Annotated in this window: 11 protein-coding genes; 8 read left to right on the forward strand and 3 right to left on the reverse strand. The window is 72.2% G+C overall.

The window, feature by feature from the left end:
- The first annotated feature begins 9 nt into the window (after positions 1 to 9).
- The 4 genes from iolB to ACFYY2_RS21070 all read left to right on the forward strand — a co-directional run bounded on the left by iolB (position 10) and on the right by ACFYY2_RS21070 (position 5110).
- Positions 10 to 894: a 5-deoxy-glucuronate isomerase gene (iolB, locus tag ACFYY2_RS21055; protein ID WP_388745026.1), complete on the forward strand. Its 885-nt coding sequence runs from the start codon at positions 10 to 12 to the stop codon at positions 892 to 894.
- Complete coding sequence (gene iolD / locus ACFYY2_RS21060) at positions 891 to 2804, forward strand: 3D-(3,5/4)-trihydroxycyclohexane-1,2-dione acylhydrolase (decyclizing) (protein ID WP_388745028.1); 1914 nt, start codon at positions 891 to 893, stop codon at positions 2802 to 2804. The genes iolB and iolD overlap by 4 nt, the downstream gene beginning before the upstream one ends.
- A 14-nt stretch (positions 2805 to 2818) precedes the next feature.
- Positions 2819 to 4318, forward strand: a complete 1500-nt coding sequence (locus ACFYY2_RS21065) for a CoA-acylating methylmalonate-semialdehyde dehydrogenase (RefSeq protein ID WP_388745030.1) — start codon at positions 2819 to 2821, stop codon at positions 4316 to 4318.
- Between the two features lie 147 nt (positions 4319 to 4465).
- The gene (locus ACFYY2_RS21070) at positions 4466 to 5110 is read left to right on the forward strand and encodes a DUF4291 domain-containing protein (RefSeq protein ID WP_388745032.1); all 645 of its coding nucleotides are present in this window, start codon (positions 4466 to 4468) and stop codon (positions 5108 to 5110) included.
- Here ACFYY2_RS21070 and ACFYY2_RS21075 read toward each other — a convergent pair.
- Positions 5017 to 5463, reverse strand: a complete 447-nt coding sequence (locus ACFYY2_RS21075; protein ID WP_388745034.1) for a GNAT family N-acetyltransferase — start codon at positions 5461 to 5463, stop codon at positions 5017 to 5019. The genes ACFYY2_RS21070 and ACFYY2_RS21075 overlap by 94 nt on opposite strands.
- 178 nt (positions 5464 to 5641) lie before the next feature.
- Here ACFYY2_RS21075 and ACFYY2_RS21080 point away from each other — a divergent pair, with 178 nt between their 5' ends.
- Entirely contained in the window at positions 5642 to 6856 is a 1215-nt protein-coding gene (locus tag ACFYY2_RS21080) for an SMI1/KNR4 family protein (RefSeq protein WP_388745036.1), read from the forward strand.
- A gap of 177 nt (positions 6857 to 7033) precedes the next feature.
- Here the strand turns inward: ACFYY2_RS21080 and ACFYY2_RS21085 are convergent, their stop codons facing one another.
- Positions 7034 to 7279: a hypothetical protein gene (locus tag ACFYY2_RS21085; RefSeq protein ID WP_388745038.1), complete on the reverse strand. Its 246-nt coding sequence runs from the start codon at positions 7277 to 7279 to the stop codon at positions 7034 to 7036.
- 272 nt (positions 7280 to 7551) lie between these two features.
- Here ACFYY2_RS21085 and ACFYY2_RS21090 point away from each other — a divergent pair, with 272 nt between their 5' ends.
- The 3 genes from ACFYY2_RS21090 (at position 7552) to ACFYY2_RS21100 (ending at position 12884) form a co-directional block, all read left to right on the forward strand.
- A complete protein-coding gene (locus ACFYY2_RS21090; protein ID WP_388745040.1) occupies positions 7552 to 10284 on the forward strand; it encodes an alpha/beta fold hydrolase in 2733 nt (910 codons plus the stop codon).
- Positions 10281 to 11165, forward strand: a complete 885-nt coding sequence (locus ACFYY2_RS21095) for an ABC transporter permease (protein WP_388745042.1) — start codon at positions 10281 to 10283, stop codon at positions 11163 to 11165. Before ACFYY2_RS21090 ends, ACFYY2_RS21095 begins: the two co-directional genes overlap by 4 nt.
- A 126-nt stretch (positions 11166 to 11291) precedes the next feature.
- Positions 11292 to 12884 (forward strand): von Willebrand factor type A domain-containing protein, encoded by a 1593-nt coding sequence (locus tag ACFYY2_RS21100; RefSeq protein ID WP_388745044.1) that lies wholly within the window; start codon positions 11292 to 11294, stop codon positions 12882 to 12884.
- A gap of 125 nt (positions 12885 to 13009) precedes the next feature.
- On the opposite strand, the gene ACFYY2_RS21105 is transcribed toward ACFYY2_RS21100, so the two are convergent.
- On the reverse strand, positions 13010 to 13324 hold the full coding sequence (locus ACFYY2_RS21105) for an L-rhamnose mutarotase (protein ID WP_388745046.1): 315 nt from the start codon (positions 13322 to 13324) through the stop codon (positions 13010 to 13012).
- Positions 13325 to 13337: the final 13 nt, after the last annotated feature.

Below are 13337 nucleotides of genomic sequence, written 5' to 3' on the forward strand. Positions count from 1 at the left end.
GATGGAGTCATGACGACGCCCGACGAGCAGCAGAGGCACCACCTCCGGTCCGGTCACGCCGCGCGTGGTCCGTATGCCCTCGACATCGACCCCGAGCGGGCCGGGTGGGACCGGTCGAGTCTGCGTGTGCTGGAACTCGAGCCGGGTGGTGTTCACACCCTGGTAACCGGGGAGAGCGAATGGATCGTTCTGCCGTTGTCCGGTGGCTGTACGGTGCAGGCGACAGGTGAGATCTTTGAACTGCTGGGCAGGAAAGACGTGTTCAGCTCAGTGAGCGACTTCGCCTATGTCCCACGCGACGCACGCGTCCAGATCGCCTCCGGCGCAGGAGGCCGCTTCGCCCTGGCAGGAGCGAAGTGCGAGCGACGACTCCCCGCTCGCTACGGTCCCGCGCCGGAGGTACCGGTCGAGCTGCGCGGTGCGGGCGCCTGTTCGCGTCAGGTCAACAACTTCGCCGCGGCCGACACCTTCGACTGCGACCGCCTCATCGCCGTGGAGGTGCTGACCCCCGGCGGCAACTGGTCCTCCTACCCCCCGCACAAGCACGACGAGCACCTGCCCGGCACCGAGGCCGAACTGGAGGAGATCTACTACTTCGAGGTCGAGGGCGACGGCCTCGGATACCACCGGGTCTCGCCCTCCCGGGCGGGAGGCACGGACGTACTCGCCGAGATCTCCACGGGCGACGCCGTCCTCATCCCCGACGGCTGGCACGGCCCGTCCATCGCCCCGCCGGGCCGCACCCTGTACTACCTCAACGTCATGGCCGGCCCGGGCGAGCAGCGCGAGTGGCTCATCCGCGACCACCCCGACCACCGCTGGATCCGGGACACCTGGCCCGGGCAGCCCGTCGACCCACGACTGCCGTTCCACGGCACGGAGGCCACCCGGTGACCACCCCGCACCGCACGTCCGACCCGGCCGCGCCCACCCGCAGGCTCACCACCGCGCAGGCCCTGATCACCTTCCTCGCCCGGCAGTTCACCGAAAGGGACGGCCGACGGCACCGTCTGGTCGACGCCACCTGGGGCATCTTCGGACACGGCAACGTCGCGGGAATCGGACAGGCCCTCGTCGAGTGCGGCCCCGCCATGCCCTTCCTCCAGGGCCGCAGCGAACAGGCCATGGTGCACGCCGCCGTCGGCTACGCCCGGCAGTCCGGCCGGCTCTCCGCCCACGCCGTCACCACGTCCATCGGGCCCGGCGCCACGAACCTCGTCACCGGCGCCGCCCTGGCGACCGTCAACCACCTGCCCGTGCTGCTCCTCCCCGGGGACACCTTCGCGGCCCGGCCCGCGGACCCCGTGCTCCAGCAGCTCGAAGTGCCGCACAGCGGTGACGTGTCGGTCAACGACTGCCTGCGCCCCGTCTCCCGCTACTTCGACCGGATCACCCGTCCGGAGGCGCTGATCCCCGCCGCCCTCCAGGCCATGCGCACGCTCACCGACCCGGCTGCGACGGGAGCGGTCACCCTCGCGCTGCCGCAGGACGTGCAGGCCGAGGCGTACGACTGGCCCGCGGACTTCCTCGCGCCGCGCGTCTGGCACGTCCGCAGGCCCGCCCCCGACCCGTACGAGCTCGAACAGGCGGTCAGGGCGGTACGCGCCGCACGTCGTCCCCTGATCGTCGCGGGCGGCGGGGTCCACCACAGCGCCGCCGAGGAGACCCTCGCCGCCTTCGCGGCCTCCACCCGCATCCCCGTCGCCTCCACCCAGGCCGGCAAGGGGTCCCTGCGCCACGACCATCCCGCCGACGTGGGCGGCATCGGTCACACCGGCACCGCCACGGCCGACACGCTCGCCCGGGAGGCCGACCTGGTCATCGGTGTCGGCACCCGCTACACGGACTTCACCACGGCCTCCGGCACCCTGTTCGCCGACCCGGCCGTCCGCTTCCTCAACCTCAACATCACCGGCTTCGACGCCCACAAGCTCTCCGCCCTCCCGCTCGTCGCGGACGCCCGGACCTCCCTCGAAGCGCTCGGCGAAGCACTCGGCGCGCGGGGCTACCACGTCGACCCCGCGTACGAGACCGGTTACACCGACGCCAAGGAACGCTGGGAGCGGCGCGTGGACGCCGCGTACGCCGCCGACGACCAGGACGCCCGCCCCACCCAGGCCCAGGTCCTCGGACTGCTCGACGAGCTGGTCACGGAGGACGACATCCTCGTCAACGCCGCCGGCTCGCTGCCGGGCGACCTCCACAAACTGTGGCGGACCCGTTCCCCGCGTCAGTACCACCTCGAATACGGTTACTCCTGCATGGGCTACGAGATCCCGGCGGCCCTCGGGGTGCAGCTCGCCGCCCCCGGCCGCCCCGTCTGGGCCCTCGTCGGCGACGGCACCTATCTGATGAACCCCACCGAGATCGTCACCGCCGTGCAGGAAGGGCTCCCCGTCAAGCTCGTCATCCTGCAGAACCACGGGTACGCCTCCATCGGCGGCCTCTCCGATTCCGTCGGCGCGGAACGCTTCGGCACCGCCTACCGCCACCGGGCCGACGGCGGCGCGTTCACCGGCGCCCCGCTGCCCGTGGACCTCGCGGCCAACGCGGCGTCACTCGGCATGCACGTACTGAAGGCGGGGACGGTCGGCGAGCTGCGCCGGGCCCTCGCCGAGGCGCGCGGCGCGGACCGCCCCACTTGTGTCTACGTCGAGACCGAAACGGCAGACACAGTGTCGGGGCCTCCTCCGGCACAGGCGTGGTGGGATGTTCCCGTAGCCGAAACCGCGACCCGCCCGTCGGCGGTCGAGGCCAGGAAAGAGTACGACCGGCAGATCGCCGCCCGACGCCGCCACCTGTGAAGGAGACCCCCGTCATGAAGACCGTCAACCACTGGATCGGTGGCAAGACCGTCGAGGGCACGTCGGGCAACCACGGTCCGGTCACCGACCCCGCGACCGGCGCCGTCACCACCCGGGTCGCGCTCGCCTCCACCGAGGAGGTCGACGCCGCGGTGTCCGCCGCGCGGACCGCGTACGAGAGCTGGGGCACCTCCTCGCTCTCCGCCCGCACCGCCGTCCTCTTCCGCTACCGCGCCCTGCTCGACGCCCGCCGTGACGAGATCGCCGCGCTGATCACCGCCGAGCACGGCAAGGTGCACTCGGACGCCCTCGGAGAGGTGGCCCGGGGCCTGGAGATCGTCGAGCTGGCCTGCGGCATCACCACGCAGCTCAAGGGCGAGCTGTCCACCCAGGTCTCCAGCAGGGTCGACGTCTCGTCGATCCGTCAGCCGCTCGGCGTCGTCGCGGGCATCACCCCGTTCAACTTCCCGGCCATGGTGCCGATGTGGATGTTCCCGCTGGCCATCGCCTGCGGCAACACCTTCGTCCTGAAGCCCAGCGAGAAGGACCCGTCGGCCGCCAACCTGCTGGCCGAACTGGCCGCCGAGGCGGGCCTGCCCGACGGCGTGCTGAACGTCGTGCACGGGGACAAGGTCGCCGTGGACGGTCTCCTCAACCACCCGGACGTGGCCGCCGTCTCCTTCGTCGGCTCCACCCCCGTCGCCCGGTACATCCATGCCACGGCCTCCGCCAACGGCAAGCGCGTCCAGGCGCTCGGCGGTGCGAAGAACCACATGCTGGTCCTTCCGGACGCCGACCTCGACGCGGCGGCCGACGCCGCCGTGTCGGCCGCCTACGGCTCCGCCGGTGAGCGCTGCATGGCCATCTCGGCGGTCGTCGCGGTGCGTTCGATCGCGGACGAGCTGGTGGCGAAGATCCGCGAACGCGCCGAGAAGATCAAGATCGGTCCCGGCACGGACCCCACCTCCGAGATGGGACCGCTGATCACCGCCGCCCACCGGGACAAGGTCGCCTCCTACGTCACCGGAGCGGCCGCGCAGGGCGCCGACGTCGTCCTGGACGGCACCGGGCACACCGTCGAGGGCTTCGAGGACGGCCACTGGATCGGCCTGTCCCTCCTGGACAACGTCTCCACCGGCTCCGACGCCTACCGCGACGAGATCTTCGGCCCCGTCCTGTGCGTCCTGCGCGTCGACACCTACGAGGACGGCGTGGCCCTGATGAACGCCTCACCGTTCGGCAACGGCACGGCGATCTTCACCCGCGACGGCGGTGCGGCCCGGCGCTTCCAGCTGGAGATCGAGGCGGGCATGGTCGGCGTCAACGTGCCGATCCCGGTGCCCGTCGGCTACCACTCCTTCGGCGGCTGGAAGGACTCCCTGTTCGGCGACCACCACGTCTACGGCAACGACGGGGTGCACTTCTACACGCGCGGCAAGGTCGTCACCACCCGCTGGCCCGACCCGGCCGACGCCCCCGCGGGCGTGGACCTCGGCTTCCCCCGCAACCACTGACCGCCTCCCCGGCCGACGGCCCCCGTTCCCCTCGGGGACGGGGGCCGTCGGCCTGCCTGCGCGGGGAGACCGCAAGGCCCGGGGGCCCGTGCGGCCGCAGCGGAAAACCCCTGGCCCGGGGGACGGAGTCCGGCCCATCCTGGGGCCATGACCGCACCGCACCAGGAGATCCGCGCCCTGCACACCGCCGACACGCTCACCGTCTACCAGGCCTACTCGCCTGCCATCGGCGTCCCGGCGGCCCGCGACGGACGGTTCCCGGCGGCCTGGAAGCGCGACCGCATGACCTGGATCAAGCCGAGCTTCCTCTGGATGATGTACCGCTGCGGCTGGGGCACCAAGGAGGGCCAGGAGACCGTGCTCGCCGTCGAGATCACCCGCGAGGGATTCGCCTGGGCGCTGCAGAACGCCGAACTCTCCCACTACGTCAGGGGAGTGCACCCCGACCGGGACGCCTGGCGGCGCGGCCTGCGCCGCAGCCCCACCCGGGTGCAGTGGGACCCCGAGCGTGACCTCCGCCTGGACCCGCTGCCGTACCGCTCCCTCCAGCTCGGGCTCGGCGGCGAGGCGGCCCGGCGTTACGCCGACGAATGGCTGGTCTCCGTGCGCGACGTCACTCCGCTCGCACGCGACATCCACGGCCTCGTCGGAGCCGGCCGCCACGACGAGGCCGCCGCGCTGCTCCCCCTCGAAACGCCCTACGACCCGGGCTGCAGCGTGCCGGCGGGGCTCCCGAAGTCCCAGGTCAGCATGGCGAATCCGCCCTCGTCGGCGGCGCCCGCCGAACGGTAGGCCGCGAGAGCCGCCTCGTTGTCGCGCTCCACGCCCACCCACATGTCGTAGCAGCCGCGCCTCCGGGCCTCCGCCGCCAGCGCGTGCGTGAGGGCCCGCCCGATGCCCCGGCGGCGGAACGGCTCGCCGACGGAGAGTTCGTACAAGCACATCTCCGTGCCCTTGTCCGGGTGCAGCATCTCGATGCCCGAGACGAAGCCGACGGGAGCCCCGTCCACGTAGGCGATCAGCATCAGATGGCCGTGCGCCGCGAGGAAGCGGTCCGCCCACTCGGGACGCGGCGCGACATCGTAGAGGTGCCCGGCGCCGAGGAGTTCGGCCGTGGTGGTCGCGGGGCGGATGACGATGTCCATGGACGGTGCCTTTCGTGAGTTCTCTCGCCCATTGCGAGTTGTTGCTTCCAGCCGACCAATGGACATGTAGCGCCCAGCGTGGGGAGCGGAGCGCCACCCACCTTCTGTCACCCTAGAAATCCAAGAGCGGTGCCAGGTCCCAGTCTCAATGTCGTTGAGGGATGTCATCCTCGGCTCCATGGATCACTCTGCGCGGATCAGCGCGTTCACAGGTCTCGTCGGACCGCCGCCCGGTCCGACGTCCGTCGTCGACTGGGCGGCGGTCGAGGGCTGGCTCGGCACCCCACTGCCCGGTGACTACAAGGCGCTCGTGTCGGCGTACGGTGCGGCCGAGATAGGCGGCCCGGGTGCGGCGATCCGGCTGCACCCCCCGTGCGTCAGCACCGACGGCCGCTTCGAGTACGCAGCATGGATGGTCGAGACGCACCGGCACTCGGCGATCCGGCCCGGCATGTTCACCGCGCGTCGGCGCCCCTTCCTGCCCGAGGAGGGCGGCCTGCTCGCCTTCGCCACGACGAGGAGCGGCGACCACCTCTTCTGGAACACGGGAGCGTCGGCCGACCCCGACGAGTGGCCGGTCACGCTCATGACCACACATGTGGCAGTTGGGGTGAGTGAGCCCTGGGTGGACTATGAAGTCCCTTTCTTGGAGCTGCTGTTCACGCTGCTGCGCGCCGGCGTGCCGCACCCGGGCGAGCCCGGCGGGCTGCTGGGCCCGCTGTCCTCACAGATACGGGTCTGGTCGCCGCTGGCCGGGGCCGCACCTTGGTCGCCACCGCCTGCGGGCACCGCCGTGGACGCGCGGCAGCGCGCGGCGCTCACCGAGGGCTCGGGCCTCGACGCCGTCATGGCGCTGGTTCCACCGCCCCTGGAGCCGTACCTGGGCGAGGGCACATGGGAGCAGGTCTTCGAGCGGCTCGGCACCCGGCTGCCGCCGGACTTCGTGGTGCTCGCGGAGCGGTACGGGGCGGGCAACTGGAGCTGGTGGCTGGACATGAGCGCCCCACTGTCCCTGGACCGGCCACGGGAGCAGGGGCTCGCGGCCACCGTCGAGGGCATGCTTGACGGATACCGCCAACTGCGCGCCGCCCATCCCCAGTACTACCCGATGCCCGCGTGGCCCGAGTCCGGCGGCTTCCTGCCGTTCGCGTCGACGATCGACGGGGACCAGATCGGCTGGTGCGCGGACGGCCCGCCCGAGACATGGCGCGTAGCCGTCAACCCACGCCACTGCGACCAGGGACCGCCCCTGCCAGGCGGCTTCACAGCAACCCTGCTCACGTGGTTGCGCGGCGGCCCCGCCGAATCCGGCTTCCCCGGCCTGACCGGCCGGGACCTGCATCCGCTGGACGTCATGTTCTTCGAACCGTTCGGGCCGGGCGCGCCGTGGTGAAGCCCCTCGTCACCACGGGCTGGGGCCTCAGCACCGTTGCGTCATGGCCATGAGCGGCTTTTGAGGCTGTGGGCGAAGAACGCGACGGTGGTGCGGACGGTGTAGTTCTGGGCCAGACACACCCGTGTTGAGCACAAAGCCGTCAAGCGATCACCGATCATCTGCCGTTCCCGCGCATCAGGTGATGCTGGTCGGGAGGCTCCGGACGGGGCTGCGGTGGGTGGTGCTGTCGGTACGCCTGTCCAGCTCGGTCCGGAGTTCGTGGATGACCTGGGCATAGACGGCGACGCGCTCGCGAAGCCGGTCGTTGTGCTCCCGCAGGGCCTGGGCGGCGGCTTCGGCGTCGATGGCGCGGGCGTGCAGGTGTTGGAACGCGGGTGGAATGCCGTTCGCCTCGGGCTTTCGGCGGACCGGATCGGTCACGTACCACGGCACCCCCCGCCGCGGGTCGCACCAATGCACCTGCCATCGCGCCAACGGCCCGGCTTGCACCTCAAGTTCATCGATCATCAATGAGTGAACGCGCAGCCACTCACGGTCACTGAAATCCCAGCAACAGCCGCTTGTGGCTGGAGACCGCCGGCGGGGCGTACCGCGCACGGAGTACGCCCCTGCGCGGCGTACCTCTCAAGGAGGCCGGTCAGCTCACCCTGGCGGCTTCCCGGCGCGCCGCGCACGCCGTTTAGGGTCGGGTCATGGACCACTCGACTTCCCGGTGGCGGCACCGGCTGCCCCGTACCCCAGGCCGGTGGGCCGCGGTCGTCGCCGCCCTCGCCGTACTCGTGGGCGCCGGTACCTGGACCGCCGCGGCCGACGACGACGGCGAGCCCTCCGTGCACCGGCAGGACCGGATGATGAGGATGAACGGGGTGGACGTCGACACCTCGTACTTCACGTCCGGCGGCTCGCGGCGCCGGCCCGCCGTCCTCATCGGGCACGGCTTCGGCGGCAGCAAGAACGACGTGCGCGCCCAGGCCGAGAAGCTGGCCGCCGACGGCTACGCCGTCATGACGTGGTCCGCCCGCGGGTTCGGGAGGACCAGCGGCGAGATCACGCTCAACGCGCCCGACGGCGAGGTCAAGGACGTCTCGGGCCTCATCGACTGGCTGGCGGAGCGGCCCGAGGTCCAGCTCGACAAGAAGGGCGACCCCCGGGTCGGTGTCACCGGCGCCTCGTACGGCGGGGCGGTGTCCCTGCTTGCCGCCGGTCACGACGAGCGGGTCGACGCCATCGCCCCCGTCATCAGCTACTGGAACCTCGCCGACGCGCTCTTCCCGGACGGTGTGTTCAAGAAACTCTGGGCGGGGATCTTCGTCACCTCCGGCGGCGGCTGCCAGAAGTTCCAGAAGCAGCTGTGCGACATGTACGAGCGGGTCGCCGTCAGTGGCAAGCCCGACGCGGCGGCGCGCGCCCTGCTGACGGAACGTTCCCCCGTCGCGGTCGCCGACCGCATCGACGTACCCGCGCTCATCGTCCAGGGGCAGAGCGACTCGCTCTTCCCGCTCGGCCAGTCCGACGCGATGGCCAGGGCCATCCGCGCCAACGGCGCTCCCGTCGCCGTCGACTGGATCTCCGGCGGCCACGACGGCGGTGACGACGAGGGCGATCGTGTCGAGGGCCGGATCGGGGACTGGTTCGACCGCTATCTGAAGAAGGACGAGGGCGCCGACACCGGCCCGGGATTCCGTGTGACCCGGACCGGAGGCGTCGACTCCACCGACGGCGCCGCGCTGAAGCGCGGGGCGAGCAGCGCCACCTATCCCGGGCTGACCGGCGGCGGCCGCGAGATCCCCCTGACCGGTGCCGGTCAGCGGCCCGCTGCGGCCGGTGGCCCGGCCACCGGGGGACAGAACGCCCAGCGGGGCGACGGCCGGAGCGGCGCGACGCAGACGTTCCGCAACCCGGCCGGGGCGAGCCCGCCCTCCATCTCCGCCGTCCCGGGCGTCGGCGGCGGGCTCTCCCAGCTGTCGTCCCTCGGCGTCGGGTTCTCGGCCGACTTCCCCGGGCAGTACGCCCGTTACGAGTCCGCACCGCTGGACACCGCCGTACGCGTCACCGGCACGCCCACCGTCCGCGTCAACGTCAAGGCGGACCACGGCGACGCGGTGCTGTTCGGCAAGGTGTACGACGTGTCACCCGACGGGAAGCAGCAGGTCCTGCCCTCCCAGCTCGTCACACCCCACCGGATCACCCCCGGACGGCAGGGCAGGCCGGTCGAGCTGACGCTGCCCGCCGTCGACCACGAGGTGGACGCCGGACACCGGCTGCGGCTGGTGCTCTCCGCCACCGACCTCGGCTACGCCTCACCCGCCGAGCCCGCCACCTACACCGTCTCCCTCGACGGACCGCTGACCGTCCCCACGGCACCCGCCGTGAAGAGCGCCGCGGCCGTCCTGCCCTGGTGGACCTGGGGGCTTCCCGCCGCGGCGGTCGTCATCGCCGCCGCCCTCCTGCTCACCGCACGCCGCCGCACCACGACACCCGCCCCGGATCCCGCGCTCGCCGGCGTACCGCTGCAGATCACGGACCTGTCCAAGAAGTACGCCAAGTCCGTGGACCGGTACGCCGTCCGCGACCTGGGATTCCGCGTCGAGAAGGGCCAGGTCCTCGGACTCCTCGGACCCAACGGCGCCGGGAAGACCACCACCCTGCGCATGCTGATGGGCCTCATCACCCCCGACTCCGGCGAGATCCGGGTCTTCGGCCACGCCATCCGGCCCGGGGCGCCCGTGCTGTCCCGTGTGGGGTCCTTCGTCGAGGGCGCCGGCTTCCTGCCCCACCTGTCCGGCCGCTCCAACCTGGAGCTGTACTGGCAGGCCACCGGCCGGCCCGCCGGGGACGCGCACATCGACGAGGCCCTGGAGATCGCCGGACTCGGCGACGCCCTGGCCCGTGCCGTGCGCACCTACTCCCAGGGCATGCGGCAGCGGCTCGCCATCGCCCAGGCGATGCTGGGCATGCCGGACCTCCTCATCCTCGACGAACCGACCAACGGCCTCGACCCGCCCCAGATCCGCGAGATGCGGGACGTGATGATCCGCTACGCGGCCGGCGGCCGGACCGTGATCGTCTCCAGCCACCTCCTGTCCGAGGTCGAGCAGTCCTGCACCCACCTCGTGGTCATGGACCGCGGCCGGCTCGTCCAGGCCGGTCCCGTCGCCGAGATCACCGGCTCCGGCGACATGCTGCTCGTCACCACCGCGGCCGAGGTCGCCGAGCCGCTCGCGGACAAGGTGGCCGCCCTGCCGGGCATCGGCTCCGCCGTCCGCGTGGACGACGGCCGCGGTCTCCTCGTCCGTCTCGACGGCGCCACCGCCGCGCAGCTCGTCGCCGACCTGGTCCGCCTCGACGTGCCGGTCACCGGCGTCGGGCCGCACCGCCGCCTGGAGGACGCCTTCCTCACCCTCATCTCCCAAGGATCCGCATGAGCTCCGCAACAGAGGTCCGGGCGCTCCCGGAGGCCCCCGGCTACCGTGCCCGCCGCACCCTGCCGCTGCGTGTGGAGGCGATGAGGCAGCTGCGCAGGCGGCGCACCCTGCTCATGGGCGGGGTGCTGGCCGCCCTGCCGTTCATCCTCGTCATCGCCTTCGCGATCGGAGGCACCCCGGGCGGCGGCGACGGCGGCCGGGGCGCGTCCCGCATCAACCTGATGGACGTCGCCACGGAGTCCGCGGCGAACTTCGCGGCGACCTGCCTCTTCGTCTCCGCCGGCTTCCTGCTGGTGGTACCGGTGGCCCTCTTCTGCGGGGACACCGTGGCGTCCGAAGCGAGCTGGTCCTCGCTGCGCTACCTCCTCGCGGCGCCGGTGCCCCGCTCAAGACTGCTGTGGAGCAAGCTCGTCGTGGCCCTCGGCTTCAGCCTCGCCGCGATGGTGCTGCTGCCGCTCGTCGCCCTCGGCGTCGGGGCGGCGGCCTATGGATGGGGGCCGCTGAAGCTGCCCACCGGGGGTGCGCTCACCACCGCGGACACCGTGCCGCGGCTCGCACTCGTCGTCGCCTTCGTCTTCGTCTCCCAGCTCGTCACCGCCGGGCTGGCGTTCTGGCTGTCGACGAAGACGGACGCCCCGCTGGGCGCGGTGGGCGGCGCGGTCGGGCTCACGATCGTCGGCAACGTCCTGGACGCCGTCACCGCGCTCGGCACCTGGCGTGAATTCCTGCCCGCGCACTGGCAGTTCGCCTGGGCGGACGCGCTCCAGCCGGACCTCGAATGGGGCGGGATGGCGAAGGGCGCGGCCGTGTCCGTCACCTATGCCCTGATCCTGTTCGCGCTCGCCTTCCGGGGGTTCAGTCGTAAGGACATCGTGTCCTGACGTTGACGTTCCGCCCCGTCGGTGCCCGCCGTTGCGCCATCGAGACTGTTCCGCAACGCTTCCGACGACTCCACGGGGCCACCCCGCACGTCACATTCACAGATGCCGACGACGTGGGGGGTACGCATGCAACGCGGGACAAGGACGAGGACGTACAGGGGAGCACTGGCCCTGCTCCTGGGCGCGGCTCTGATCACCGGCTGCGCGGGGACGAGTTCGGACGGCGGTGAGTCGGCCGTCGACCGGGCGACCGGCACCGGCGGGCCGGCCGGCGGCAAGCAGCCCCCGCCCGCCGCACCGGAGCAGGAGCAGGACGCGGACGGGGCGGCGAAGGACGGCGGCACCCGCAAGGGCGTGGCGCCCGACTACCTGTCGACCTTCGCACTCGACGTGGACACCGCCAGTTACGGCTACGCGCGCCGCACGCTGGGCGAAGGCCGGCTCCCCGAGGCGGACACGGTGCGCCCCGAGGAGTTCGTCAACAGCTTCCGCCAGGGCTACCGGACGCCCAAGGGCAACGGCTTCTCCGTCTCGGTCGACGGCGCCCGGCCCGGTGCCGGGGCTGCCGACTGGTCGCTCGTACGCGTGGGGCTTGCCACCGCCCCCGCGGCGCGCACGAGTGAACGCCCGCCCGCCGCACTGACCTTCGTCGTCGACGTCTCCGGATCGATGGCCGAGCCCGGACGCCTCGACCTCGCCAGGACGTCACTGGGCATCCTCACCGACGAACTGCGCGACGACGACTCGGTCTCCCTGGTCACCTTCAGCGACGGGGCCGAGACCCTGCTCCCCATGACCCGGCTGCGGGGCAACCGCACGAAGGTGAGGGACGCCATCGAGGAGATGCGGCCGGAGGACTCCACCAACGTCGCCGCCGGCGTCGAACGCGGCTACGACGAAGCGGTCGAAGGCCACCGCGAGGGCGCCACCAACCGGGTGGTCCTTCTCTCCGACGCGCTCGCCAACACCGGCGAGACCGACGCCGACGCGATCCTGGAGCGGATCGCCGACGCGCGCGAGGAGTACGGCATCACGCTGTTCGGCGTGGGCGTCGGCAGCGACTACGGCGACGAGCTGATGGAACGCCTGACGAACAAGGGCGACGGCAACACCACCTACATCGCGGACGAGTCGCAGGCCAGGAAGGTCTTCGTCGACCAGCTGCCTGCTCACGTCCAGCTGCGCGCCCGGGACGCCAAGGCCCAGGTGGCGTTCGACCGCGGGACGGTCCGGCAGTTCAGGCTGATCGGCTACGAGAACAGGAAGGTCGCCGACGAGGACTTCCGTGACGACGCCGTCGACGGCGGCGAGGTCGGCCCCGGCCACACGGTGACGGCGCTCTACGCGGTGCGGCTCCGTGAGGGTGCCTCCGGGCACGTGGCGACGGCGACGGTGCGCTGGCTCGACCCGACGACGAGGAAGGCGCACGAGGCGACCGGATCGGTGGAGACCGGCGCGGTCTCCGGAAAGCTCTGGGGAGAGGCCGGTGCGCGGCTCCAGGTGACGGCGGTCGCCGCCTACTTCGCTGACACCCTGCGCGGCGGGGACCTGCCCGGCACGCCCGCGCTCGGTGAACTCGCCGAGCGGGCAAGGTCGCTGGCCGTCTCCACCGAGGACGGCGCGGTGCGGAAACTCGCGACGATGATCGAGCAGGCGGACCGGCTGAACGGCGGTGGCGACGAGCCCTCGGGGAACGGGAGCGAGGGCGAGGTCGGCTGACGCCGTGGGCCGGCCCGGCGGGGCCCCCGCCGGGCCGTTCGCGGCTCCCGGCACCGCGGTCACGGCGGCGCCCCGGCTGCCGGGGAGGACAGCCGGGGCGGCGGGGTGCGGTCAGGCAGGCGGCCCTACGCCAGGTGGAACACCTCGGTGAGCGGGAGCATCGCCTCGTCGGCGGCCTCCGGCTGCTCGAAGAAGGCGGCCATGTCCCGCTGCCACCGGGCGTTGACCTCGGTCGCCGCCATCGCCTCACGGGCGGCGTCGAAGTCCTCGGTCTCCAGATAGCCGACGAGCAGGCCGTCCTCGCGGAGGAACAGCGAGTAGTTGTGCCAGCCGGCCTCCGAGAGGGCTTCGAGCATGTCCGGCCACACCTCGGCGTGACGCTCGCGGTATTCGGCCGTGCGGTCCGCACGGACCTTCAGCAGGAAGCAGACGCGCTGCATGGAGAGGGGTCCC

Origin of the sequence: Streptomyces sp. NPDC001822, from assembly GCF_042892135.1 — a bacterium.
Classification (GTDB): domain Bacteria; phylum Actinomycetota; class Actinomycetes; order Streptomycetales; family Streptomycetaceae; genus Streptomyces.